This is a genomic window from Streptomyces deccanensis (genome assembly GCF_022385335.1).
GTDB lineage: Bacteria > Actinomycetota > Actinomycetes > Streptomycetales > Streptomycetaceae > Streptomyces > Streptomyces deccanensis.
This window is the reverse complement of record NZ_CP092431.1, coordinates 8397501-8421316: the sequence shown is the minus strand read 5'-3', so window position 1 is coordinate 8421316 and position 23816 is coordinate 8397501. Positions and strand designations below refer to the sequence as shown.

The window sequence follows — 23816 nt, the reverse complement described above, 5'->3', positions numbered from 1 at the left end:
TCCGCCCCGCTCACGACGACCTCCGCAACGACACCAGGTCCGTCAGCTCCCGGTCGGTCAGCTCCGTGAGGGCCGCCTCGCCCGAGCCGAGGATGGCGTCGGACAGGGCACGCTTGGACTCCAGCATCTCGGCGATGCGGTCCTCGACGGTGCCCTCGGTGATGAGGCGATGGACCTGGACGGGCTGGGTCTGGCCGATGCGGTAGGCGCGGTCGGTGGCCTGCTCCTCGACGGCCGGGTTCCACCAGCGGTCGAAGTGGACGACATGGCCGGCGCGAGTGAGGTTCAGGCCGGTGCCCGCCGCTTTCAGGGACAGGACGAGGACCGGTGTCGCCCCGCTCTGGAAACGGTCCACCATGTGTTCGCGGTCCTTGACCGGCGTACCGCCATGGAGCAGTTCGACCGGGACCGCTCGGTCGGCGAGGTGCGCGGTGATCAGCCGGGCCATGCCGACGTACTGGGTGAAGACCAGCGCCGAGCCGTCCTCGGCGAGCAGCGTGTCCAACAGCTCGTCCAGCAGGGCCAGTTTGCCGGAGCGCGCGGCGAAGCGGTCGCCGGTGGCGGCGCCGGGCTCCTCCTTCAGATACAGCGCCGGGTGGTCGCAGATCTGCTTCAGGGCCCCCAGGAGCTTCAGGACGAGGCCCCGGCGGGCGATGCCCTCCGCCGTCTCGATGGCGAGCAACGACTCACGGACGACGGCCTCGTACAGCGCGGCCTGTTCGCGGGTGAGGGGGACGGGGTGGTCCGTCTCGGTCTTGGGCGGGAGTTCGGGCACGATGCCCGGGTCCGACTTCTTGCGGCGCAGGAGGAAGGGGCGGACCAGACGGGCGAGACGGGTGACCGCCTCCTGGTCCTCGCCGTTCTCCACGGCGCGGGCGTGCCGGGCCCGGAAGGACTTGAGCGGGCCGAGGAGTCCCGGGGTCGTCCAGTCGAGGAGGGCCCAGAGCTCGGAGAGGTTGTTCTCGACCGGGGTGCCGGTGAGCGCCACGCGCGCGGGCGTCGGGATCGTGCGCAGCGCCTTCGCCGTCGCCGAGTAGGGGTTCTTGACGTGCTGGGCCTCGTCGGCGACGACCATGCCCCAGCGCTGGTCGGCCAGGTGCGGGGCGGCCGCGCGCATGGTGCCGTAGGTGGTGAGGACGAAACCGCCGTCGAGGGCGTCCAGAGAGCGGTCGGTGCCGTGGAAGCGGCGGACGGGGACGCCGGGGGCGAAGCGGGTGATCTCCCGCTGCCAGTTGCCCAGCAGCGAGGCGGGGCAGACGACCAGGGTGGGCTCGGGGCGGGCCCGGCGCAGATGCAGGGCGATGACGGTGATCGTCTTGCCGAGGCCCATGTCGTCGGCGAGGCAGCCGCCGAGGCCGAGGGAGGTCATGAGGTCGAGCCAGGCCAGGCCCCGGAGTTGGTAGTCGCGGAGGGTGGCCGCGAGGCCGGGCGGCGGTTCGACCGGGGCGACGCCGGCCGTCAGACGGTCGCGGAGGGCCGCGAGGGCCCCGACCGGCACCGCTTCCACCGTCTCGCCGTCGACCTCGGCCTGGCCGGTGAGGGCCACGGACAGGGCGTCCACCGGATCGAGGAGGCCCAGTTCGCGTTTACGGGCCTTGCGGACGAGGGCCGGGTCGACGAGGACCCACTGGTCGCGGAGGCGGACGATCGGGCGGTGGGCCTCGGCGAGGGTGTCCATCTCGGATTCGGTGAGCGGGTCGCCGCCGAGCGCCAACTGCCAGCGGAACCGCAGCAGTTCCTCGCTCTCGAAGAACCCGGTGCCGTCCGTGGCGGAGCCCGGCGCGGGGCGCACCTCGGCGCGGGCGCTGAGGTCGTGGGCCAGGTCCCGGGGCCAGTGCACCGCGACGCCGGCCGCGCCGAGCCGGGTCGCGGCGACGCCCAGCAGGTCGGACAGTTCGTCCTCGGAGAGGGCGAGGACGTCGGGGACGTCCTGTTCGCCGAGGCGGTCCAGGGGCGGCCAGACGCGTGCGGCGCGGCGGACGGCGAGGGCGGCGTCCACGCGGGCGCGGGGCCCGAAGGCCGCGTCCGCGTCGCCCGCCCAGAGCGCCGCCGCGTCGACGACGAGGGTGGGGTCGGCGAGGCTGTGCACCTGGACGACGGCCGCGCCCGCCCGCGGGGCCCGTTCGGCGTCGTCGAAGAGGTCGTACGCCGACAGGTCCAGGCGCAGGGAGATCCGTACGCCCGCGTCCATGCCGGCGGCGACCTCGGCGGCCCAGTCGCGCGCGTGCGGCAGGCGCTGTGCGGTGTGCGCCGCGAACGGTTTCCCGGAGACGTACGGCGCCGCCGGGCCGCGCGGGAGCGTGTCGGCGACCGCGTCCAGGAAGGACCGCATCAGGGCCTCCGGCTCGGGCAGCCGGAGCGGGCCCTTGCCGGGCAGCGGCACGGCGTGGCCCTCGTACGGCAGGGCCGCGGCGACGGCCCTGAGGTGGGCGATGTCGTCCGGGTCAAGGGGGCCCGCCCGCCACGCGTCGTACCCCTCGGCGGTCAGTCCGGGCAGCAGCCGACCCCGGACGACGAGCCGCAGCGCGTGCAGCGCGGCCGCGCCCCAGCAGGCCGTGGCGGGATGGGCGGCGGGGTCGCGACGAGCGCGGGTGAGCAGGGGAAGCGCCTCGCCGACCGGCAGGGACAGGGCGGGGACGGTGCCCCTGCGGGCGCCCGAGCCGTGGGGTCGTACGACGGTGAGGTCCTCGTCGGCACCCGGTGGCGGCTCCGCGCCCGCCGGATCCCAGAACGCGAACCGGCTGTGCCGGGGAAGCGGGGCGGGAAGGAACACGGCGGCCAGCCGGACGGGCACGGACCGCCCCGCAGGCAACACGGACGCCCCCTCAGCCACGGACGCACGCGCTGGCGCCCCCGCACGCGCAGGAGCATGCGCGGACGTCTCCTCCGGCACGGGTGTACGCCCGCTCGCGGGCATACGCGCGGCAGCGGACGTGTCCGTCTCGGGGACAGCCATGTCCCGCATGCCTCCGGTCACCTCCCGCCCCTCCTCCGATGCGCCGTCTCCGGTCCGGCTCCGATCGGCCGCCTTCGACTCGATCAGCTGCCTCCGACTCTACGGGCGGGGTCTGACAATGGGCCGCCGCGAGCGGGCGGGGAGCCCGCCCGCGGCGGTGTCCGGGCAGGTCAGGGCACGGTTCGCGACACCACGTACACCATCGGATGGTCCGGGTTGGACCGGTTCACGACGATGTCGTGCGTGGGCGCGGGGTTCTTCTGGTCGTTGACGAGGCCGTACCAGGGGCCGGTGCCGGTGAAGTCCCAGCCGACGATCCCCCGGTCGCGCGCGTTGATCGCGGCCTTGTCCTCGACCAGGTCACCGGTGCCGGCGCCGATCTGGTTGAGGAAGCTCTCCAGGCCCTCGTTGCTCGTATAGAACTGCACGTAGAGGCGGCTGGTCTTCCAGTTGTTCGTCTCGTAGTACGCGACGTGCTTGGAGTACGGCGGGATCGGCACCTGGTAGAGGCGCTGTTGGACCCGGGAGGGCCAGTGCGCGGTGAGGCCGGTCGCCGAGTACTTCTTCTCCTTGTCCTTGCCGCTGTCGCGGCTCTGGTTGGCGGAGATCACCAGATAGCCGGCCGGTACACCGATGAGCACCACGATGATCGCCAGGGTGAGGGCCCGGCGGCGGATCTTGTGGCGGCGGCCCTCGGCGGGCCGCTCCGGTTCCTCCGGGGAGGAGCCCTGGTGGGGCACCGAGCCGCTCACGCGGAGTCCTGGGTGGTGCGACGGGCCTCCACGTACCGCGCGTAGCGCTCGTACCGCTCGACTCTGCGCCGGTTGGCGCGGCGGAAGCGGCGGGCGACGAGTCTGGCGAGGTCGGCGGCGCCCACCATGCCGGCCTCGGGCCCGAGCTGGGCGCGGGCGATCCGGGCCTCGGGGCGGTAGCCGCGGCCGGTGAGGTGGCGGCGGAAGGCGTCCCGGGCCGGGCCGATGAGCAGGTCGTCGGCGGCCGAGACACCGCCGCCGATGACGAAGCAGGACGGGTCGAGGGCTGCGGCGAGGTTGGCGATGCCGACGCCGAGCCACTGGCCGATGTCCTGGAGCAGCTCGATGCACATCGCGTCGCCCTCGCGGGCCAGCTCGGTGATCATCGGGCCGGTGATGTCGCCGATGTTCCCCTTGACGTGCTCGATGATCCCGTACGCCACCGGGGAGTCGGCCGCCGCGAGTTCGCGGGCCTCTCTGACCAGGGCGTTCCCCGAGCTGTACTGCTCCCAGCAGCCGCGGTTGCCGCACGGGCAGCGGTGGCCGCCGGGCACGACCTGCATATGGCCGAACTCGCCCGCGACGCCGAACTTGCCGCGCTTGACCTGGCCGTCCTCCAGGATCGCGCCGCCGATGCCGGTGCCGAGCGTGATCATGACGAGGTGGTCCTCGTCGCGGCCGGCGCCGAAGCGCCACTCGGCCCAGGCGGCGGCGTTGGCGTCGTTGTCGACCAGGACCGGCACGGCCAGGCGGCCGGCGAGGCGGTCACGCAGGGGTTCGTTGCGCCAGGACAGGTGGGGGGCGAACAGCACGCGGTTGCGGTCCGCGTCCACCCAGCCGGCGGCGCCGATGCCGACGGCGTGCACGTCGTGCCGGTCCGAGAGGTCCAGGACCAGTTCCGTGATGGTGTCCTCGACGACCTGGGGGCTCTTCGACTTGTCCGGGGTCTCCGTGCGGAGCTTCTCCAGGATGTTGCCGTCGGCGTCCACGACGCCCGCCATCACCTTCGTGCCGCCGATGTCGATGCCGACGGTGGGGACGCGGGGGGCCGTCAGGTGGGAGCGGCGCTCGCGCGTTCCCACGGTCCGCAGGACGGTGGCCCGCGCGGAGCCGCGGTGGGTGAAGTCGCGGTAAGTGCTCATCGGGCCGATTCTGCCTTAGCGCTCCGCTCGGTGCGGCGTGGGGGCGGGGGGTGCCATCGGTTGTTTTTCGGGTGCGGGGCCGGTGGGGCTTCTCGCGCAGTTCCCCGCGCCCCTGTGAAAGCAGGGGCTGCGCCCCGTGCTTTCACGGGTCCTAGCCCCGTGCTTTCACAGGTCCTACGTCCTCACCAGCAGTTGGAAGTCGAACGAGTAGCGGGAGGCCCGGTAGATGTGGGTGCCGTATTCGACGGCTCGGCCCGTGTCGTCGAACGTGGTGCGCTGCATGGTGAGCAAGGGGGCGTTCTCCGGTTCTCCGAGGCGGTCGGCCTCGTCCGGGGTCGCCGATCTCGCGCCGATGGTCTGGCGGGCGCTGTGGAGGGTGATGCCGGCGGTGCGCATGAGGCGGTAGAGACCGGTGGCCTCGAGCTGGGGGGAATCGAGGTCGAGGAGGTCGGTGGGGAGGTAGTTGCAGAGGTAGGCCATGGGTTCGCCGTGGGCCAGACGGAGTCGCTCGATGCGGTGGACTTCGCTGCCCTCGGCGACGGCCAGGGCGGCGGCGACCTCGGCGGTGGCGGTGACGGTGATGTTGACCAGGACGCGGGTGGCCGGACGCTGGCCCGCGGCCTCCAGGTCGTCGTAGAGGCTGCTCAGTTCCAGGGGGCGCTTGACCTGGCTGTGGACGACCTGGGTGCCCACACCTCGGCGGCGTACGAGCAGGCCCTTGTCGACCAGGGACTGGATGGCCTGGCGAACGGTGGGGCGGGACAGGCCGAGGCGTGCGGCCAGCTCGATCTCGTTGCCCAGCAGACTGCCGGGGGTCAGCTCGCCGTGCTCGATCGCGGCCTCCAACTGCTGGGACAGCTGGAAGTAGAGCGGGACCGGGCTGCTGCGGTCGACGCTGAGCTGGAGCGACACGGTCGGATCCACTTCTGGTTTCGGCACGGGCCGAGCGTAGCCCCGGTGCTGGTTGACGGGAAGTTGCGTAGTTCGGTTGTCCGGACAAACCATTGACAGAGCGGCAGGTACGACCCCACTTTGTTTCCCATGCGCATCGGACTCATCGGGGCGGGTCGCATCGGGACGTTTCACGCGACCACCCTCAGCCGCCACCGTGATGTCGGCTCCCTGATCATCACTGACGTCGATACGGCTCGGGCCCATGACCTCGCGGATCGCCTCGGCGAGACGGTGGCGCCGGGCGTGGACGAGATCTTCACCTGGGGTGTGGACGCCGTGGTGATAACGGCCGCGACGTCGGCCCACGGCGAACTGATCGGTCGGGCAGCACGCTCCGGACTGCCGGTCTTCTGCGAGAAACCCGTCGCCGTGGACCTGCCGGGCACCTTAAGCGCGCTGGCCGAGGTCGACGCGGCCGGGACGGTGCTGCAGATGGGATTCCAGCGGCGTTTCGACTCGGGCTATGTCACGGCCCGCGAGGCGGTGCGGGCGGGCCGGCTCGGTCGGCTGCACACCGTACGGGCGCTGACGGCCGATCAGACGCCGCCGCCTCCGGAGTATCTGCCGGTCTCCGGCGGGATCTACCGGGACACCCTGATCCATGACTTCGACATCGTGCGGTGGGTGACGGGGCGCGAGGTCGCCACCGTCTACGCGACCGGGTCCGACGTCGGGCACCCGATGTTCCGGGAGGCGCACGACCTCGATACGGCCGCCTCCGTGCTCACACTGGAGGACGGCACGCTCGTCACGGCCACGGCGGCGCGGGTGAACGGGGCCGGGTACGACGTACGGCTGGAGCTGGCCGGGGAGCTGGACACGGTCGTGGTCGGACTGGACGACCGTACGCCGGTCGCGTCCACGGAGCCGAGCGGGCCGCCGCCGGCGGACAAGCCGTGGACCGGGTTCCTGGAGCGGTTCGCCGCCGCGTACGAGGCCGAGATCGCCGCGTTCGTGGAAGTGGTACGCGGCGAGCGGGCGAACCCGTGCGACGGGCGAGAGGCGCTGCAGGCCCTGCGGGTGGCCGAGGCGTGCGAACTGTCCCGCCGGGAGCACCGCCCGGTCAACCTGGGCGAGATCCCGGGGGGTCGGGAGTAGGCACACGGCCGGGGGTGAGTCGACGGGTGCGGGTGAGTGGGGCTTCTCGCGCAGTTCCCCGCGCCCCTGAAAGGCCTCCGGCCTTTCGGGCCTGAAAAGCACGGGGCGCAGCCCCTGCTTTTCAGGGGCGCGGGGAACTGCGCGACCAGCCCCCACCGGACGGACGCTTGGGGGTCGAAGGGGCGCAGCCCCTGGGGATGGGACGGGTAGGGGCGGCGGGGGCGAGAGAACGCCTCACCACCGCACCGGCAGACTCCGCACCCCCCGTATCAACATCCCCGGCAGCCACTCCCCCGCCGGACCGTCCGTCGCGAGATCCGGACACCGCCGCAGCAGAGCCCGAAGCGCCACCCCTGCCTCCAGCCGCGCCAGAGCCGCCCCCAGACAGAAGTGGATGCCATGCCCGAACGCGAGGTGCCCCCGAGTGTCACGGTGGATGTCAAAGCGGTCGGCATCGGCGTACCGGGCGCCGTCACGATCGGCCGCGGCCAGCCCGATCAGCACCGCGTCCCCCGCCGGGACGACCGTCCCGCCTATCTCCAACGGCTCGGCGGCGAAACGGAACGTCGCGTTCTCCACCGGCCCCTCATAGCGCAGGGTCTCCTCCACGACCGCGTCCACGAGACTCATGTCGGCCCGTACCTCGGCGAGTTGCCCGGGGTGGGTGAGGAGCGCGTGGACGGCGCCGGTGATGAGGTTGACCGTGGTCTCGTGGCCGGCGATCAGAAGGATGAAGGCCATGCCGCGCAGCTCGGCGGGTGACAGGCGGTCCCCGTCCTCGTCGGTCGTCCGGATCAGCGCGCTGAGCAGATCGTCGGCGGGCGGCGAGCATCGCTTGTCCTCGACCAACTCCTCCAGGTAGGCGGCGAGTTGGGCGAAGGCCTGGTACTCGCTCTCCCCGCTGGTGGGTGCCACCGCCTCGGTGGAGAGCTTGCGGAAGGCCGCCCGGTCCATCTCGGGCACGCCGAGCAGTTCACAGATGACGGTGAGGGGCAGCGGGTAGGCGAACGACTCGACCAGGTCGGCGCGGCCGCGCGGCACCATCTCGTCCAGCAGGGCGTCGGTGATCTCCTGAATTCTCGGCCGCAGCCGCTCGACCCGGCGTCCGGTGAACTCCCGGGCGATCAGTCTCCGCAGCCGGGTGTGCTGGGGCGGGTCGGCGACCAGCAGATACTTGCCGATCAGCTCCTCGTCGAGGAAGGTCACCCCGATCTTCGAGCCGTCCTTCGACAGTCGGGGATCGGCGAGCGCCGCCCGCGCCTCCTCGTACCCGACGATCAGCCAGACCTCGTGGTGCGCGTCGGGCTTGGGCAGCCTGACCCGGTGGACGGGGCCGCGCGCCCGCAGTTCGGCGTAGACGGGATGGGGGTTCTCGGTGAACCCCGGTCCGTACTCCGCGAGATCGATCACGTGCTCATGCCCCATGGTTCCCCCTTCACCCCTCCAACGCCCGTGGTCGCTCATGAGTGCCCGCCTCGGTCAGGAGTGCGCACCGTCCGTCAAGGCCGCCCGTCGTCCTCCAGCAGCCCGGCGTCGTAGGTCAACAGGGCGATCTGCACTCGGTTGTTGAGGCCGAGCTTGGCGAGGACGCGGGAGACATGGGTCTTGACCGTGGCGACGCTCAGGAAGAGCTCGGCGGCGATCTCGGCGTTGGAGGCGCCGCGGCCGACGGCGACGGCGACCTCGCGCTCCCGGTCGTTGAGGAGGGCGACCCGGGAACGAGCGGTGCTGCGGCGCGTGTCGGGGGCGCCGCCCGCGGCGTGGACCATGAGCTGGCGGGTGACGGCGGGCGAGAGCACGGGGTCGCCGGCCGCGACCCGCCGTACCGCGTCGACGATCTCGGCGGGCGCGGTGTCCTTGAGGACGAACCCGGCGGCGCCGGCCCGCAGGGCGCGCAGGACCTGGTCGTCGGCGTGGAAGGTGGTGAGGACGACGACCTCGGGCGCGTCCGGGCGGGCGCGCAGCCGCTCGGTGGCCGAGAGACCGTCGACGGTCGGCATCCGGATGTCCATGAGGACGACGTCGGGGCGCGTACGGTCGACGAGGGCCTCCACCTCGTGGCCGTCGGCGCCCTCGCCGACGATCTCGATGTCGTCGGCGCCGCCCAGCATGAGGGAGAGGCCGGTACGCACGAGGGGGTCGTCGTCGACGAGGAGCAGTCGGATCGCGGTCATCGGCCCACCGTTCGGATGTCGGTCGTGGAGCACCACCGTAGGACGCTTCGCCCCGACGGCCGCGTCGGCGCGGTCGGACCCGTTAGTGTCGGCCGGTACGGCATTCAACTGACGGAGGTTTTGGGTGCGTTACCGACTCCTGGGCCGGTCGGGGCTGCGGGTCTCCGAGCTGTTCCTGGGCGCCATGACGTTCGGGGAGCAGGGCGGGGTGGGGGCGCCGCCGCAGGAGTGCGCGCGGATCCTCGACGTGTACGCGGAGGCCGGCGGCAATGTGATCGACACGGCGGTCAACTACCGGGGCGGGGAGAGCGAGCGGATCGTCGGCGAACTGCTCAAGGGCCGGCGCGACCGGTTCGTGCTGTCCACCAAGTACACCGTGTCCCGGGACGGCGCCGACCCCAACGCCGCGGGCAACCACCGCAAGAACCTCGCGCTCTCCCTGGAGACGAGCCTGCGGCGGCTCGGGACGGACTACATCGACCTCTACTGGGTGCACATCTGGGACCGCAACACCCCGGTCGAGGAGACGATGCGCGCCCTCGACGACGCCGTACGGTCCGGGAAGGTGCTGTACGTCGGCATCTCGGACGCCCCGGCCTGGGTGGTGGCGCGCGCCAACACCCTTGCCGAATGGCGGGGTTGGTCGCCGCTGTCGGCGCTGCAGGTGCCGTACAGCCTGCTCAACCGGGACATCGAGCGGGAGCTGCTGCCGATGGCGGAGGCGTTCGGCATGTCGGTCGCGGCGTGGAGCCCGCTGCAGAACGGTGTGCTGTCCGGCAAGTACACCCGCCCGGGCGGGGTGGCGCCGGGCACCGCGACCCGGCTGTCCGCCGAGGCGGTCGGCGCGCGCGAACGCGCGGTGGCGGAGGCGGTGCAGAGCGCGGCGGACGAACTCGGCGCCACCCCGGCGCAGGTCGCCATCGCGTGGACCATGGCCCACTCCCCCGCCGTGCACCCCGTGTTGGGTGCCCGCCGCGTCGAACAGCTGATGGACAACCTGGGCGCCGCCCGGCTGGTCCTCCCGGAGGAGATCCTGGCCCGGCTGGAGGAGACCACCGACTTCCGCCTGGGGTTCCCCGGGGACTTCATCGACGAGGCGTCGGCGTGGGTGTACGGGTCGGTGGGGCAGCGCGTGGTGCCGCGCACGGCCTGACCGGGGCCGGGCCCAGGCCGGGCCGGGTGCCAGGCCGGGGGCGTCCGTCAGGCGCGCAGCCGTACGCCGTGGCGCACGCGCAGCCGGTGGATCTCCCACCACGCGACGGCCGTGACCGAGGCCGGGCCGCCGACGAGGGCGGCGAGCTGGACCAGGGGCGGGCCCGGCGGCAGTCCGCCGACGGCCAGGTTGATGGCGGAGAACTCCCACACCAGGGCGCCGGTGAGCAGCGCGGGAAGTGCGGGGTGCACATCGACGGTGTTGAAGGCGCTGCGCACGGCGGGTCCGGTGGCGAAGACGATGAAGAGCAGCACCCAGAGCAGCGGGACGAGGAGGGCGAGGGGCGCCCACAGGTTCATGTCCGGCTCCAGACGGGTGCGTGCGTAGTAGATCGCCCCGCCGAGGAGCGGGACCGCCGTGAAGGCGCCGACGTACCACAAGGCGGATTTCCCGGCGGTGCGCAGCGGGGCGCGCATGGCCCGGCGGGCGCCGGGTGAGGACCAGCGGAACAGGGCCGCGACGACCACGGGCGCGCTCAGGAGCAGCAGCCAGGGGCTGACGGTCAGCCGCATCATGAACTGCTGCTGCGCCTGGTCGACGTCCTCGGGCTTGCCGTACACCGCGAGGATCAGCAGCGACATGAGGGTGGCCGTCCAGGCGCGTCTGCGCTGCACCCGCGTCACGTCGTCGTCCGGGGCACGGTGGCGGGAGCGGGAGGGGAAGACGCGCCGGGCGGGGCGGCGGGCCGAGCGGGCCAGCGGGTAGCCCACCAGCAGACCGACCACCAACGGCCACGCGCACATCGCGGCCATCGCCCAGATGCAGCCGTGCACCCGGAGCCCCTTGAGGAACTCCCCGAGCGGCGGCCACTCGTCCTCCCGCAGCCGCCGCACGAGGGTGGGCGGCGGGCCGTAAGGGGGATACGGCGGACCCTGCGGAGGATAGGGCGGCAGGTGCGGGTGAGGCGGCGCGTACGGTCCTCCGTCCGGCGGCGGCCAGGGTGGCTGGTATGGATCGCGTCCCCCGAAACTCACTCCGCTGTCCCCTCCACAGACGCACCTGGCGTTCCTCAACTGGCCATCATGGGGGACGGGATGGCGGGGCGCACCCCGATAAGGGAGTTCCGTTCGAAGGCGGTGCCGGGGTACCCCGGCAGGGGGCTTCCGATCGAACGCGGTGCCCGGGCAAGGGTGTTCCGGTCGCACGCGGTGCCCGGGGTCAGTCCCAGGGCAGCCAGGCCCGCACCGCGAAGCCGCCGTCCTCCTCGGGGCCGTGGTCCAGGCGGCCCCCGGCCAGTGTGGCGCGTTCGGTGAGGCCGATGAGGCCCTGGCCGGAGCCGGGCACCGGCGGGACCTCACCCGGGGGCGCGGTGTTGCGTACGAGGATGGTGAGTCCGTCGCCCGGGGCGCCCGTGACGGTGACGGTGACCTCGGCGCCGGGGGCGTGCTTGCGGGCGTTGGTCAGGCACTCCTGGGCGATGCGGTAGGCGGTGCGGCCGACGGAGGTGGGGACGGCGGCGCGGTCGGTGACGTGCTGGTCGAGCACGACCTTCGTCCCGGCCTCTCGGCACTCGGAGACGAGGGTGTCGAGCGCGGTCAGCGTCGGCTGGGGGCGCCCCGCGTCCTCGGGCTCGCCCGCGCGGAGCACCCCGATGATCTCCCGCAGGTCCTGCAGCGCCTCGTGGGCGCTCTCCCGGATGACGCCCGCCGCGCGGACGATCTCGGCCCGTGGCGCGTCGGGCCGGAACTCCAGCGCGCCCGCGTGCACGCTCAGCAGGGTCAGACGGTGCGCCAGGACGTCGTGCATCTCGCGCGCGATGGCCTCTCTGGCGAGCCGTTGCGCCTGTTCGGCCCGGAGCGCCGCCTCCGTCTCGGCGCGTCGGGCGCGGTCCCGGAAGCTCAGCATGAGCTGCCGTTTGGAGCGCACGAACATGCCCCAGCCGACGATCGCGGCGGTGAGGAGTACGGCGAGGAAGACCGCCCAGGGGTAGGGGACATCGGGGTCGGGGCGCAGCCAGAAGAACAGCGGGGTCAGCAGGAGGGATACTCCGCCGATCCAGGCCACGTACCGGAAGGGCCGGTGCACGGTGAGGGTGAAGAACGCGACCAGGCCGGCGCCGCCCGCGGTGTTCGACACGAAGCAGACCGGGACCATCGCCACGGCGAGGCCGACCGGCCGGCGTCTGCGCAGCCAGACGGCGGCGCAGGCGAGCGCGCCCAGCACCTGGTCGAACACGGCGAAGGCCTGCGGCAGGTCGGGCTCGTTCCTGACGGTGTCCGCGCCCAGGAGACCGAGGAGCACGGCCAGCAGGAAGCAGGTGAAGTCGACGGCCCAGTCCCGTGCGGTGCGCCTGGGCGGCCGGGCGGGGCGGCCGTCGCCGGGGGCGTCGTCGGAGTCGAGGAGGGCCGACGGCAACAGCCAGCTCCGCCCCGGGAAGGTCGGGGGCTCGGGTACCGGCTCGTCACCACTCACGGTCGACAAATCTATGCACAGCCGGCCTCTGCCACCTCCCCTCCGGCGGTGATCGCGACCAAAGTCGCGGCGTCGTCGACCTTCGGCTGTCCGCCGCGCCACGGACCGGTACTCGTGGCGCGGGATCCTCGCCCCGCGGCCGATGAAGGTGGGGGGACCGCGGGGCGAGGATCCTGGACATGAAGCAGTTGTTGGAGTTTCTCGGGTTCATCGCCCTGCTGCAGGGCACCGGCGGCCTGGTGTACGAACTCACCGGCAAGCTGAGGTGGGGGGTGACTCAGCGGTGGAGCGCCCTGGACGGCTACGAGATCTATGTGAGCATCGCGCTGATCGTCCTGGCGATCGCCCTGTTCGCGGCGGCGGAGAGCCGTAGGTCCGGGTGAGTGTCCTGGCGGCGTCCGGGTGACCGGCGGCCGCCCGGCCGTCCGTCCGGTGGGGGGAGGACGGACGGCCGGGCGGCTGGGACCGGCCCGACCTGGTCAGCAGTCGTAGTCGACCAGGTCGAAGGACGCGTAGTGGTCGGCGGTGTAGTAGTCCTCCTCGTTCTGCTGGCCGGTGACGATGCGGCGGGCCCCGCGGGTGGAGGAGCCGGGGGTCTTCACCGTGTACTCGTGGTAGTAGCCGGTGGACCGCGACGGCAGGATGCGCTCCCGGTTCTGGAAGACGCTGCCGTCCTGCGCGTACGGGTAGGGGCCGCCTCGCGCGATCAGGTCGAGCGTGGTGTGCGCCTGCGACGGCAGGTCGCTGTAGCAGATGCTGCCGACCGCCGCGGCAGCCGGGGTGGCGGTGACGGTGCCGCCGACGAGGAGAGCGGACAGGAGGGCGGCCGCCACTCCGATGCGTGGTGCTCGTGGGGGGAATCTCATGGCCTCATGATGACGCGCGTAGACAGTGACATGTCAATGACAAGTTCCATGATTTTCCCGGCACGTCCAGTAAGTTTTCCGGGAGTTAACCGGAGTCGGCGGGGCTGCCCGCGATCTTCACAGCCTCGACCGCGGGCAGGTCCGCCGCAGGTCAGGCGTTCTCCGGGAGCGCGTACGAGCCGTACTCGGGGCGCCCCACCCGGTCGTAGCTCTGGATCGAGACGCCGGTGCTCGTGATGCTGCCCCCGGCGTGGCGGAACGCGGTCGGCAGGGCGCCCTCGGCGAACAGGCGGCGGCCGGTGCCGAGGACGACGGGGAACGTCAGCAGGTGCACGGTGTCGACCAGGTCGAGGGCGAACAACGACTGGGCGAGGCGGCCGCTGCCGTGCACCTGGACCTCGCCGTCGGTGGCCTCCTTGAGGGCGGTGACCTCCTTGGCGAGGTCGCCGGAGAGCACAGTCGTGCCGCGCCACTCCGGGTGGGTGACGGTGTGCGAAACCAGGTACTTCGGCAGGGAGTTGAGCTTCGCCGCGACCGGGTCGCCCGGGTCGGTGACCTTCGGCCAGTGGGCGGCGAAGATCTCGTACGTCCTGCGGCCCAGCAGGAAGGCGCCGACGCGGCCGAAGACACCGTCGATGAACCGTCCGAAGTCCTCGTCCCCGTACGGGACGCTCCAGCCGCCGTGCTCGAAGCCGTCGCGGCGGTCCTCGTCGGGGCCGCCGGGGGCCTGGTGGACGCCGTCGAGGGTGACGAAGGAGGTGAGGGTGAGCTTGCCCATGGCGGTACCTGCTTTCGGTGCGGGTCTCCTGTCATCAGGGCAGACCGCGCCGGGGGCCGCAACTCATCGGTGGGACGGCACATCGGGGCGACGCACACGGCGACAGCACGTCGAACGGCGCCTCGGGGGCGACGCGCGGTCCGGTTGACGCCGTAGGGGCCCGGACCGTCGGGACGGCGCCTCAGGGCGACGCGCGGTCCGGTTGACGCCGCAGGGGCCCAGACCGTCGGCACGGCGCCTCAGGGCGACGCGCGGTCCGGTCGGCGCCGCAGGGGCCCAGACCGTCGGGACGGCGCCTCGGGGCGACGCGCGGTCCGGTTGACGCCGCAGGGGCCCGGACCGTCGGGACGGCGCCTCGGGGCGACGCGGGCGGGTCCGGTCGGCGCCGTAGGGGGCCCGGCGTGATCCTCCGCGCCCCCTCAAGAGCCCTCCCTAGCCGCCCAGTTCCTGGTGGCGGGTCGTCAGGTGGGTGCTGCCCTGTTCCGTCAGGGAGCCGAAGAGGCGGAGGCGGGAGATGCCGCCGTCGGGGTAGATGTCGACGCGGGCGTGGGTGGCCCGGACCGGCGCCGGGAGGACGAAGCGGTGGTTGGTGTCGGGCTGGAGGCGGGTGCGGGGGAGGATCTCCGTCCACTCGCCGTCCTCTCCGTCCTTCACCGAGACCGTGGCCCAGCCGGCCGCGTTGCCCTTGAGGTAGGCCGTGTCGATCTCCAGGGCGCGGATCTCGGACTGGGCGGCGAGACGGTAGCGGATCCAGTCGTTGCCCTGGTCGCGGCGGCGCCGTGTCTCCCAGCACTCGTGCATCACCCGGGCGCGGCCGGGCTGGATGGTGTTGGTGGCGGGCGAGTAGAAGAGGTTGGAGGCGTCCTCGGCCCGGCCGCCGTTCTCCAGGGCGACCACGTCGAAGGTGCCGAGGGCGGCCAGCCAGGCGGGGTCCGGCACGACCTCGCCGTGCACGCGGAGGCGGGCGATCCCGCCGTCGGGGTGCTGGTTCAGCCGGAGGTGGGTGAAGCGCTGCTCGACGGAGACCGCGAAGCCGTTGGCGGCGTGGCCGCCGACGGGGGTGCGCGGGACCAGGGTCGTCCACTTCACGTCGTCGGCGAGCAGTTCCTCCGGGGACGGGGAACCGGCCACGCAGGCGCCCTCGACGGACACCGCCTGCGGGTAGTTGCCGCGGAAGTGGGCCGTGTCGACGACGATCCCCCGGATCACCCCGGGCGCGCCGAGGCGGATCAACGCCCAGTCGTGGTCGTCGGCCGTCGGCCAGGGGTGCTCGGCCGAGGCTCCCCGGCGGCGGCGCGTCTCCCAGCCGTCCATGACCTTGCCCTTGTGCCCGAAGTGCTCGGGGTCGAACTCGGCGCGCTCGGGCACCAGCAGGTTCTCCCGGTGGGCGAAGAACTCGTCGTTGGCGGCGATCACACCGGCGCCGAGCCTGCGGTCGGCGAGGTCGGCGTACTGGGTGAAGGGGAAGTCGGCGGTGCGGTAGTCCGCGTACGGGTCGCCGCCGACGTAGGGGTTCGCGTCGCCGGTGAAACCCGCGGGCGGGGTGTGGTGCTGCGCCGTCACGATGATCAGGTCTGCCTTTCGGTGGTCGTCCGCCGCGCGGGCGCGGGGTGGATCAGGGGGTTCGGGTGAGGAGTTGTCCCTTCGGTGCGGTGAACTCGCCGTCCGCGACGATGCGTTGGCCGCGCAGCCAGGTCGACTTGACCACGCCGTACAGGGTCTTGCCGGCGTACGCGGTGACGCGGTTGCGGTGCTGGAGTGCGGCCGGGTCGACGGTGAAGGTCGTGTCGGGGGCGAGGACGGCGAAGTCGGCGTCGCGGCCGGGCTCGATGGCGCCCTTGCGGTCGTCGAGACCGACGAGGGCCGCCGTGCGGGTGGACATCCAGCGGACGACGTCCTCCAGACCGTGGCCGCGCCTGCGGGCCTCCGTCCAGACCGCCGCGAGGCTCAGCTGCAGGCCGGAGATGCCGCCCCAGGCGGTGGCGAAGTCGTCGGTCTTGAGGTCGGCGGTCGACGGGGAGTGGTCGGTGACCACGCAGTCGATCGTGCCGTCCGCGAGGGCCTGCCACAGGAGGTCCTGGTTGGCGGACTCCCGGATGGGCGGGCAGCACTTGAACTCGCTGGCCCCGTCCGGGACTTCCTCGGCGGTGAGGGTGAGGTAGTGCGGGCAGGTCTCCACGGTGATCCGTACGCCCTCCCGCTTGGCCTCGGCGATCAGGGGGAGCGCGTCGCTGGAGGAGAGGTGGAGCACGTGGACGCGTGCGTCGAGCCGCCGGGCCTGGGCGACGAGGGCCGCGATGGCGGTGTCCTCGGCGTCCCGGGGGCGGGAGGCGAGGAAGTCGACGTACCGGGGGCCGCCCTGCTGCGGTGCCGCGTCGAGGTGGTGCGGGTCCTCGGCGTGCACGATCAGCAGTCCGCCGAAGCCCGCGATCTCGGCCAGGGAGCGGGCGAGCCCGTCCTGGTCGAGGTGCGGGAACTCGTCCACGCCGGACGGCGACAGGAACGCCTTGAAGCCGAAGACCCCGCTGTCGTGCAGCGGCCGCAGGTCCTTGACGTTGTCGGGCAGGGCGCCGCCCCAGAAGCCGACGTCGATGTGGGCCTTGTCGGCGGCGACCTCGCGCTTGATACGGAGGTGGTCGACGGTGGTGGTCGGCGGGAGGGAGTTGAGGGGCATGTCGACGAGGGTGGTGATGCCGCCGGCGGCCGCCGCGCGCGTGGCGGTCCAGAAGCCCTCCCAGTGGGTGCGCCCGGGGTCGTTCACGTGGACGTGGGTGTCGACGAGGCCGGGCAGCAGGACGTCGTCGCCGAGGTCCTCCAGACGCGCGCCGGACGGCAGCTCGGCGTCGTACGGGAGGACGGCCGTGATCCTGCCGTCGGTGACGGCGACCGCGGCGGGGCGCGATCCGTCGGGGGTGATGACGCGCGTCGAGCGCAACACCAGTTCAGCCTCGGACACCGGGACCCCTCTCGACGTACCGCTCTTCACTTCCGAGCGACAGGTTTACTTCCACGTAACGGAATTCAACTTTCTGTTGAAGGAGTTTTCACCCCTCCCCCGCCCCCGTCAAGGCCACCCCTCCACTCTGCCTCCAGCGCGCCCACACTGGATGTTTCCACAAGACGGAATTACGATTCCACTGAACAGAACGTAATGACGTACGAGCGAGTAGTCAACGAACCGCCCGGTAGGCTGCGACCTCGCCCGCCATCTCGAAAGGACCGCGCCCGTGCCGACGTCCAGCGCCAGCGCCCACACGACCGACTCCGCCAAGTCGTCCTCCGGTGGTGTCCAGTCCCTCGAGCGCGCCTTCGATCTGCTGGAGCGGATGGCGGACGCGGGCGGCGAGGTGGGCCTCAGCGAGCTGTCCGCGAGCAGCGGGCTGCCCCTGCCGACCATCCACCGGCTGATGCGGACGCTGGTCGTCTGCGGCTACGTACGCCAGCAGTCCAACCGGCGCTACGCCCTCGGCCCGCGCCTGATCCGCCTCGGCGAGTCCGCCTCCCGACTGCTCGGCACCTGGGCGCGCCCCTACCTCGCGCGACTCGTCGAGGAGACCGGCGAGACGGCGAACATGGCACTGCTGGACGGGGACGAGATCGTCTACGTCGCCCAGGTGCCGTCCAAGCACTCGATGCGGATGTTCACCGAGGTGGGCCGACGGGTGCTCCCCCACTCCACGGGCGTCGGCAAGGCGCTCCTCGCCGGTTTCCCGGCCGACGAGGTGCGCGCACTGCTGGCCCGTACGGGCATGCCGGCCGCGACGGACAAGACGATCACCACGCCCGAGGGCTTCCTGAGCGCCCTGGAGGACGTCCGGCGCCTCGGCTACGCCGTCGACGACAACGAGCAGGAGATCGGCGTCCGCTGCCTCGCCGTCTCCGTCCCCAACTCCCCCACCGCCGCGGCCATTTCGATCTCCGGCCCGGCCGGGCGCGTCACCGAGGCGGCGACCGAGCGGATCGTGCCGGTGCTGCAGCAGGTGGCGGTGGAACTGTCGGAGGCCCTGGCGAACTCGGGGACGAGTGGCTGAGCGGCGCGTTGGGTGCGCGTTGCTGAGGGGCGTGTCGTCGGGTGCGGGTGAGTGGGGCTTCTCGCGCAGTTCCCCGCGCCCCTGAAAAGCGGGGCTGCGCCCCTGCTTTTCAGTGCCGGCCCACCGTGCGGTCAGCGACGAGGCGGCTCCCCGAACAGCTCCACCGCCGTACGCACGTCCGCCAGCCCTTTCGCCAATGCGCTCACCGACCCGATCGACCCCGCGATCAGCAACAGTGACCGCCTCAGGCGCGGCACCTCCGGCATTCCGGTGACGGCCATCGCCGCGAGTGCCGCCAGCTCGTCCTCCGCTATGCCCCGGTCGGGGAACTCCGCGGGATGTGCGGCCAGTTCACGACGCAGCCGGGACACGGCCGAGCTCAGCTCCGCCACTCTCGGATCCCTGTCACTGCCGGTCACTGGCCTCTGCCCCAAGCTCCGCAACACAGCCCTCTCCCCCCTCGCCCACGCCCTTGTGCACGAGCCGTGGCCGCGCACCCGAGCACGGCCGTCCACCCCGTGGCGTCGGTCGGGCGCCGGGGGTGGCGCGGGCCAGTAAACGCCAATCGGTGCGGCGAGCGCCACCACGGGGACCGAAATTCAGTCCCCGGGCATCGCAAAGACGGCACCCGGCCCGTGGGGCTTCACGCGACACCTCCGCCCGGTCGGGTATGCAGGGGGACATGACGCACCACCAGTCCCGGAACAGGGCCCAGGACGCGACCCACCCGACCCGCGAGAGCGAGGTCGTCGGACTGCTGCTGGCGGCCGGCGGCGGGCGGCGCCTCGGCGGCCGCCCCAAGGCCCTGCTCACCCACCGCGGCCGCCCGTTGGTCGAACACGCGGTCGGCGTGCTGCGGGCGGGCGGCTGCGCCCGGATCCATGTGGTCCTCGGCGCCGAGTCGGCGGCCGTCCGCGCCCGCGCCGAACTGGCCGACTGCGTCCTGGTCGACAACCCCGACTGGGCCGAGGGCATGGGTGCGTCGCTGCGGGCCGGACTGGAGTCGCTGACGGGGACGGGCGCGGACGCCGCCCTGGTGTCGCTGGTGGACCAGCCGGGCATCGGGCCGCAGGCCGTGGCCCGCGTCCTCGCCGCGCACGGTTCGAGCGGATCGCTCGTGGCGGCCGCGTACGACGGTGTGCGGGGCCATCCCGTGCTCTTCGGCTCCGACCACTGGCCCGGCATCGCCGCGACCGCCACCGGCGACCGGGGCGCCCGTGCCTACCTGAAGGCGCACGGCGACACGCTCACGCTCGTCGAGTGCGGGGACGTGGCCCGGCCGTACGACATCGACACCGAGGCCGACCTCGTCCACCTTGAGTGAACGGGGTGACACTCAGCGCCACGCTGCCTCGACTCGAAGAATCTCGACATCAACAAAACATTGAACTTCCACCATGAGGAAACTACTATCCACTGTTCAGAAGCGTTCCCCTCAGCCGGGGGCGCCCCCAGCCCGACCCGGGTCGACTGACACCCGGTGCCACGCCCGCTGAAGGAAGTGACAGCTCATGTCCGCACCAGCGCCGTCCCCGCTGGCCATCGTCGACGCCGAGCCCCTGCCCCGCCAGGACGAGGTCCTCACCCCCGCCGCACTCGCTTTCGTGGCCGAGCTGCACCGCCGCTTCACCCCCCGGCGGAACGAGCTGCTGGCCCGCCGCGCGGAGCGGCGCGCCGAGATCGCCCGCACCTCCACGCTCGACTTCCTCCCGGAGACCGCCGCGATCCGCGCCGACGACTCCTGGAAGGTGGCCCCCGCCCCGGCCGCCCTGGACGACCGCCGCGTCGAGATCACCGGCCCCACCGACCGCAAGATGACGATCAACGCGCTGAACTCCGGCGCGAAGATCTGGCTCGCGGACTTCGAGGACGCCTCCGCGCCCACCTGGGAGAACGTGATTCTCGGCCAGGTGAACATGGCCGACGCCTACACGCGGAACATCGACTTCACCGACGAGCGCACCGGCAAGTCCTACGCGCTGCGCCCGAACGAGGAGCTGGCGACGGTCGTCATGCGCCCGCGCGGCTGGCACCTCGACGAGCGCCACCTGGTGGACGCCGACGGCCACGCGGTGCCCGGCGCGCTCGTCGACTTCGGCCTGTACTTCTTCCACAACGCCCAGCGGCTGCTGGACCTCGGCAAGGGCCCGTACTTCTACCTCCCGAAGACCGAGTCGCACCTGGAGGCCCGCCTCTGGAACGACGTGTTCGTCTTCGCCCAGGACCACGTCGGCATCCCGCAGGGCACCGTCCGCGCCACCGTGCTCATCGAGACGATCACGGCCGCGTACGAGATGGAGGAGATCCTCTACGAACTCCGCGACCACGCCTCGGGGTTGAACGCGGGCCGCTGGGACTATCTCTTCTCCATCGTGAAGAACTTCCGTGACGGCGGAGCCAAGTTCGTCCTCCCGGACCGCAACGCGGTCACGATGACGGCCCCGTTCATGCGGGCGTACACCGAACTCCTCGTCCGCACCTGCCACAAGCGGGGCGCGCACGCGATCGGCGGCATGGCCGCGTTCATCCCCTCGCGGCGCGACGAGGAGGTCAACAAGGTCGCGTTCGAGAAGGTCAAGGCCGACAAGGACCGCGAGGCGAACGACGGCTTCGACGGCTCCTGGGTCGCCCACCCCGACCTGGTCCCGATCGCCATGGCCTCCTTCGACGCCGTCCTCGGCGACAAGCCGAACCAGAAGGACCGCCTCCGCGAGGACGTCGACGTCAAGGCCGCCGACCTGATCGCCGTCGACTCCCTCGACGCCCGGCCGACGTACGCCGGACTCGTCAACGCCGTCCAGGTCGGCATCCGTTACATCGAGGCCTGGCTGCGCGGCCTCGGCGCCGTCGCCATCTTCAACCTGATGGAGGACGCGGCCACCGCCGAGATCTCCCGCTCGCAGATCTGGCAGTGGATCAACGCGGGCGTCGAGTTCGAGCACGACGGCACCACCGTGAAGGCGACGCCGGAGCTGGCCCGCGAGGTCGCCGCCCAGGAACTCGCCAACCTGCGGGCGGAGTTGGGCGAGGAGGCGTTCGCCGCCGGGCACTGGCAGCGGGCCCACGACCTGCTGCTGGAGGTCTCCCTCGACGAGGACTACGTCGACTTCCTGACGCTGCCGGCGTACGAGCAGCTGCGGGGCTGAACCAGGGGAAACACCCCTAGGACCCGCCGATCCTGTCCGAGTGGCCCAGGGACTTTCCCGGGGCCACTCGGTCGCGTACGGCCTGCTTGACGGCGACCGGCTCCGGGAAGCCCTGCTCACGGCGGTCCCAGACGACCTCGTCGCCGACGCGGACGACGAAGACGCCACCCGTGCCGGGCTTCAGGGACAGCTCGGTCAGTTCGGTCTCGAAGGTCGTCAGCAGCTCCTGCGCCAGCCATGCGGCGCGGGGCAGCCAGCGGCACTGGGTGCAGTACTCGATCTCGACTCGCTGTGTCCGCGTCATCCCAGGTGCACCGACCAATCCTGTTCCGCCGCCGGCTTGCCGTGCAGGTCGGGGACCCGCTTCAGCCAGTCCGGGCGGCCTCGCTGTGTCCTCGCCGCGCGGAGGGCCTCCTCGGCGGCGAGTTCCTCCCGGGTGGGGAAGTCGGTGGGGAGCCAGACGGCGGAGGCGCGCACGCGCGCGTGGAGGTACCGCACATAGGCGTCGCGGACCTCCTCGGGCGAGGCGAAGCCGTCCTCGACGGGCAGCCAGCCGTCCGGGACCTCCGCGAGGATCCGCCGCAGCAGCTCCTCGGTCACCTTCGGCGCGAGCTCGGCGTCGGCCGCGCGCACGTCGGGGGCGTAGTGGCCGAGTGCGTGGTGGCGGAAGTCGTACGCCTTCGTGGGGTCCGAGGCGTCCCACCGGTGGTGGAAGACGAGGGCCGCGCCGTGGTCGATCAGCCACAGGCGCGGGGGCGCGATGCCGAACGTGGGCCAGATCATGAGGTTCGAACTGTGCACGGTGCGGTCGACGTTGACGGTGAGGGCGTCGAGCCAGACGATCCGCCCGGCTTCGAGCGGGTCGACGCGGAACTCCTTCGCGACGTCCGGGGTGAAGTCCGCGGCGCCCGGCAGATAGTCCATGCCGAGGTTGAGACCGGCGCTCGCGGCGTGCAGTTCCCGCACCTCCTGGTGCGGCTCGCTCCCGGCGATCGACGGGTCGAAGTGCGCGAGGACCAGCTCCGGGAACCGCAGCCCGAGCGCCCGCGCCAGCTCCCCGACGATCACCTCGGCGACCAACGCCTTGCGGCCCTGCGCGGAGCCGGTGAACTTCACGACGTACATGCCCAGGTCGTCGGCCTCGACGACGCCGGGAACGGAGCCGCCTGCCCTGAGGGGTTCGACGTAACGGGTCGCTCGGACTTCTCTCAGCATGTTTCTCAGGCCACCTTCTCAGCCCCGAAGAGGATCCGGTGGGTCTGGACCGGCACGCAGAGCATAGTAACCGGGGGGTGATCACCGGCGAGGAGTTTGCCAGCCGTCGTCAGCTCGGGGGTTTGCGCACCGGCACCGGCACGCCGTGCCGGATGGCATGTCCGGCATGGACGCCGTACGCGACGTCTCGCACGAGATTCCACACATGGTGAAGCAACATCCTCATCGCGGCTCTCCAAGCAGTCTCGATCGCCGAGCAGAACATGAAAGGCCTCTCGGGATTGAGTATACCGACCTGTATGGTTACTGCCTCCGGACAGCGAAGATATTTGCCCGGACGGTTCCCCACCTGCGCACGACTGTTGTAGCTATACCGCTGGGTGTACCTTTGGACTGTGACTGGCAACAGCAACAGCGTGGGCCGAAACAGCAGGCGCACCGGCGTGCAGCACCTCACTCCGGCCGGTGTGAAGATCCTTGAGACTGCCTCGCGGCTCTTCTACGACCAGGGGATCCGCGCCGTCGGCGTCGAGGCGATCGCTGAGGAAGCGGGCGTCACCAAGAAGACCCTCTACGACCGCTTCGGTTCGAAGGAGGAGCTGGTCGTCGCCTATCTGCGCGCCCGCGACGGCCTGTGGCGTTCCACGCTGGTGAAGTACGTCAACAGTCATGACGGCCCGCCGGAAGAGAAGCTTCTGGCCACGTTCGGCGCCCTGCGCGCATGGATGCGCGAGCGCAACCTGCGGGGCTGCGCCTTCATCAACGCGTCCGTGGAACTGCCGGCGGGTCACGCGGGCCGGGAGGTCGCGCACGACCAGAAGGCCTGGCTGCTCTCCTACCTGGAGGGGCTCGCCTCGGTAGCGGGCGCCGAGGACCCCGCCGGGCTGGCCGCCCAGATCCTGATCCTGCACGAGGGTGCCTGCGTCGTCGATTCCATGGGGTCGCTGGACCGCGCCGTCGACCGTGCCGAGCAGATGGCCAGGGTCCTCATCGCGGGGTCACTGCCCGGCTGACCGCTCCCGGCCGCCCCGGTCGCTGGACTGCCGGAGGCGTTCCGCGCGGGAGTCCGTCGGCACCCG

General features: G+C 72.1%; 22 protein-coding genes. 7 read left to right on the top strand and 15 right to left on the bottom strand.

Annotated elements, in window-relative coordinates; translation table 11 throughout:
- Positions 1–10: 10 nt before the first annotated feature.
- The 4 genes from L3078_RS37220 to L3078_RS37205 all read right to left on the bottom strand — a co-directional run bounded on the left by L3078_RS37220 (position 11) and on the right by L3078_RS37205 (position 5762).
- The gene (locus tag L3078_RS37220) at positions 11–2917 is read right to left on the bottom strand and encodes a DEAD/DEAH box helicase (RefSeq protein ID WP_420864200.1); all 2907 of its coding nucleotides are present in this window, start codon (positions 2915–2917) and stop codon (positions 11–13) included.
- Positions 2918–3126: 209 nt separating this feature from the next.
- On the bottom strand, positions 3127–3708 hold the full coding sequence (locus L3078_RS37215) for a sugar kinase (RefSeq protein WP_239758396.1): 582 nt from the start codon (positions 3706–3708) through the stop codon (positions 3127–3129).
- A complete protein-coding gene (locus L3078_RS37210) occupies positions 3705–4850 on the bottom strand; it encodes an ROK family glucokinase (protein ID WP_152172533.1) in 1146 nt (381 codons plus the stop codon). The genes L3078_RS37215 and L3078_RS37210 overlap by 4 nt, the downstream gene beginning before the upstream one ends.
- Before the next feature lie 174 nt (positions 4851–5024).
- Positions 5025–5762, bottom strand: coding sequence for a GntR family transcriptional regulator (locus tag L3078_RS37205; protein WP_239760618.1), 738 nt, complete (start codon positions 5760–5762; stop codon positions 5025–5027).
- Between the two features lie 129 nt (positions 5763–5891).
- Here L3078_RS37205 and L3078_RS37200 point away from each other — a divergent pair, with 129 nt between their 5' ends.
- Entirely contained in the window at positions 5892–6902 is a 1011-nt protein-coding gene (locus tag L3078_RS37200) for a Gfo/Idh/MocA family oxidoreductase (protein WP_239758394.1), read from the top strand.
- A gap of 234 nt (positions 6903–7136) precedes the next feature.
- Here the strand turns inward: L3078_RS37200 and L3078_RS37195 are convergent, their stop codons facing one another.
- A complete protein-coding gene (locus L3078_RS37195) occupies positions 7137–8327 on the bottom strand; it encodes a cytochrome P450 family protein (RefSeq protein ID WP_239758393.1) in 1191 nt (396 codons plus the stop codon).
- 74 nt (positions 8328–8401) lie between these two features.
- Positions 8402–9076, bottom strand: coding sequence for a response regulator (locus L3078_RS37190; protein ID WP_239758391.1), 675 nt, complete (start codon positions 9074–9076; stop codon positions 8402–8404).
- Between the two features lie 124 nt (positions 9077–9200).
- On the opposite strand from L3078_RS37190, the gene L3078_RS37185 reads away from it, so the two are divergent.
- The gene (locus L3078_RS37185) at positions 9201–10229 is read left to right on the top strand and encodes an aldo/keto reductase (protein WP_239758389.1); all 1029 of its coding nucleotides are present in this window, start codon (positions 9201–9203) and stop codon (positions 10227–10229) included.
- Between the two features lie 47 nt (positions 10230–10276).
- Here L3078_RS37185 and L3078_RS37180 read toward each other — a convergent pair whose 3' ends face one another.
- Positions 10277–11122: a hypothetical protein gene (locus L3078_RS37180; RefSeq protein ID WP_239758387.1), complete on the bottom strand. Its 846-nt coding sequence runs from the start codon at positions 11120–11122 to the stop codon at positions 10277–10279.
- A 325-nt stretch (positions 11123–11447) separates the two neighbouring features.
- Positions 11448–12710, bottom strand: a complete 1263-nt coding sequence (locus tag L3078_RS37175; protein ID WP_420864138.1) for a sensor histidine kinase — start codon at positions 12708–12710, stop codon at positions 11448–11450.
- Between the two features lie 170 nt (positions 12711–12880).
- Here L3078_RS37175 and L3078_RS37170 point away from each other — a divergent pair, with 170 nt between their 5' ends.
- A complete protein-coding gene (locus tag L3078_RS37170; protein ID WP_239758384.1) occupies positions 12881–13084 on the top strand; it encodes a hypothetical protein in 204 nt (67 codons plus the stop codon).
- Positions 13085–13180: 96 nt separating this feature from the next.
- On the opposite strand, the gene L3078_RS37165 is transcribed toward L3078_RS37170, so the two are convergent.
- The 4 genes from L3078_RS37165 to allB form a co-directional block, all read right to left on the bottom strand.
- Positions 13181–13567 carry a guanyl-specific ribonuclease gene (locus L3078_RS37165; protein WP_239758382.1) on the bottom strand — a complete coding sequence of 129 codons (387 nt, stop codon included), beginning with the start codon at positions 13565–13567 and terminating at the stop codon, positions 13181–13183.
- 151 nt (positions 13568–13718) lie between these two features.
- Complete coding sequence (locus L3078_RS37160; protein WP_239758380.1) at positions 13719–14345, bottom strand: dihydrofolate reductase family protein; 627 nt, start codon at positions 14343–14345, stop codon at positions 13719–13721.
- Between the two features lie 432 nt (positions 14346–14777).
- The gene (alc, locus tag L3078_RS37155) at positions 14778–15908 is read right to left on the bottom strand and encodes an allantoicase (RefSeq protein ID WP_239758378.1); all 1131 of its coding nucleotides are present in this window, start codon (positions 15906–15908) and stop codon (positions 14778–14780) included.
- A gap of 52 nt (positions 15909–15960) precedes the next feature.
- Complete coding sequence (gene allB, locus L3078_RS37150; RefSeq protein WP_239758377.1) at positions 15961–17301, bottom strand: allantoinase AllB; 1341 nt, start codon at positions 17299–17301, stop codon at positions 15961–15963.
- A 271-nt stretch (positions 17302–17572) separates the two neighbouring features.
- Between allB and L3078_RS37145 the strand changes: the two genes are divergently transcribed.
- Complete coding sequence (locus tag L3078_RS37145; RefSeq protein ID WP_239758375.1) at positions 17573–18376, top strand: IclR family transcriptional regulator; 804 nt, start codon at positions 17573–17575, stop codon at positions 18374–18376.
- Positions 18377–18507: 131 nt separating this feature from the next.
- On the opposite strand, the gene L3078_RS37140 is transcribed toward L3078_RS37145, so the two are convergent.
- The gene (locus tag L3078_RS37140; protein WP_239758373.1) at positions 18508–18822 is read right to left on the bottom strand and encodes a DUF5955 family protein; all 315 of its coding nucleotides are present in this window, start codon (positions 18820–18822) and stop codon (positions 18508–18510) included.
- 236 nt (positions 18823–19058) lie between these two features.
- Between L3078_RS37140 and L3078_RS37135 the strand changes: the two genes are divergently transcribed.
- Together L3078_RS37135 and aceB are read left to right on the top strand one after the other, a co-directional pair.
- A complete protein-coding gene (locus L3078_RS37135) occupies positions 19059–19700 on the top strand; it encodes a nucleotidyltransferase family protein (protein ID WP_239758371.1) in 642 nt (213 codons plus the stop codon).
- Positions 19701–19887: 187 nt separating this feature from the next.
- Complete coding sequence (gene aceB, locus L3078_RS37130) at positions 19888–21522, top strand: malate synthase A (protein WP_239758369.1); 1635 nt, start codon at positions 19888–19890, stop codon at positions 21520–21522.
- Positions 21523–21538: 16 nt separating this feature from the next.
- Here aceB and L3078_RS37125 read toward each other — a convergent pair whose 3' ends face one another.
- Positions 21539–21826, bottom strand: coding sequence for an Rdx family protein (locus tag L3078_RS37125; RefSeq protein ID WP_239758367.1), 288 nt, complete (start codon positions 21824–21826; stop codon positions 21539–21541).
- Positions 21823–22737: a HipA family kinase gene (locus tag L3078_RS37120; protein ID WP_239758366.1), complete on the bottom strand. Its 915-nt coding sequence runs from the start codon at positions 22735–22737 to the stop codon at positions 21823–21825. The genes L3078_RS37125 and L3078_RS37120 overlap by 4 nt, the downstream gene beginning before the upstream one ends.
- Before the next feature lie 395 nt (positions 22738–23132).
- Between L3078_RS37120 and L3078_RS37115 the strand changes: the two genes are divergently transcribed.
- Entirely contained in the window at positions 23133–23750 is a 618-nt protein-coding gene (locus L3078_RS37115; RefSeq protein WP_239758364.1) for a TetR/AcrR family transcriptional regulator, read from the top strand.
- Positions 23751–23816 lie beyond the last annotated feature (66 nt).

Coding starts and splice junctions, on each gene's coding strand:
- L3078_RS37210 (WP_152172533.1), bottom strand. CDS start 4,850: ATGAGCACTTACCGCGACTTCACCCACCGCGGCTCCGCGCGGGCCACC.
- L3078_RS37200 (WP_239758394.1), top strand. CDS start 5,892: ATGCGCATCGGACTCATCGGGGCGGGTCGCATCGGGACGTTTCACGCG.
- L3078_RS37125 (WP_239758367.1), bottom strand. CDS start 21,826: ATGACGCGGACACAGCGAGTCGAGATCGAGTACTGCACCCAGTGCCGC.
- L3078_RS37165 (WP_239758382.1), bottom strand. CDS start 13,567: ATGAGATTCCCCCCACGAGCACCACGCATCGGAGTGGCGGCCGCCCTC.
- L3078_RS37195 (WP_239758393.1), bottom strand. CDS start 8,327: ATGGGGCATGAGCACGTGATCGATCTCGCGGAGTACGGACCGGGGTTC.
- aceB (WP_239758369.1), top strand. CDS start 19,888: ATGTCCGCACCAGCGCCGTCCCCGCTGGCCATCGTCGACGCCGAGCCC.
- L3078_RS37190 (WP_239758391.1), bottom strand. CDS start 9,076: ATGACCGCGATCCGACTGCTCCTCGTCGACGACGACCCCCTCGTGCGT.
- L3078_RS37120 (WP_239758366.1), bottom strand. CDS start 22,737: ATGCTGAGAGAAGTCCGAGCGACCCGTTACGTCGAACCCCTCAGGGCA.
- L3078_RS37170 (WP_239758384.1), top strand. CDS start 12,881: ATGAAGCAGTTGTTGGAGTTTCTCGGGTTCATCGCCCTGCTGCAGGGC.
- L3078_RS37160 (WP_239758380.1), bottom strand. CDS start 14,345: ATGGGCAAGCTCACCCTCACCTCCTTCGTCACCCTCGACGGCGTCCAC.
- L3078_RS37220 (WP_420864200.1), bottom strand. CDS start 2,917: ATGCCCGCGAGCGGGCGTACACCCGTGCCGGAGGAGACGTCCGCGCAT.
- L3078_RS37135 (WP_239758371.1), top strand. CDS start 19,059: ATGACGCACCACCAGTCCCGGAACAGGGCCCAGGACGCGACCCACCCG.